The 420-nt window shown below is 56.0% G+C and carries 1 pseudogene; it reads left to right on the plus strand.

The window, feature by feature from the left end:
* A pseudogene (locus PVZ80_RS00185) lies at positions 1–420 on the plus strand (DDE-type integrase/transposase/recombinase); the annotation flags it as partial.

Genomic DNA, 420 nt, shown 5'->3' on the forward strand with positions numbered 1-420 from the left:
TGCCAAGGAGTGCGGCTGAAGTACGCCTTTATCAAGCAGCGCGCGGGCGACTATTCGATTCGGCGGCTTTGTCTGACGCTTAAAGTCCATCCCAGGGGAGTGGCGGCGTTTATGGCTATCGCAAAGTCCATGACGATCTGCGCGAGGTCGGTGAAGATTGTGGTCGCCATCGTGTAGCGAGGCTGATGCGTCTTGAAGGTCTGCGCTCTCAGACAGGGTATCGACGCCGCCCTGGAAGGTACGGCGGTAAGCCAGCGGTCGCCTCACCCAATTTGCTGAAGCGCCAGTTTGATGTCGTAGAACCCAACAAAGTTTGGGTCACCGACATCACCTACATTCGCACTTATGAAGGCTGGCTGTATTTGGCTGTGGTGTTGGATCTGTTTTCTCGCCAGGTCGTTGGCTGGTCAATGAAGTCGC

It is taken from the genome of Pseudomonas sp. B3G-3, assembly GCF_028640915.1.
GTDB lineage: Bacteria > Pseudomonadota > Gammaproteobacteria > Pseudomonadales > Pseudomonadaceae > Aquipseudomonas > Aquipseudomonas chlororaphis_I.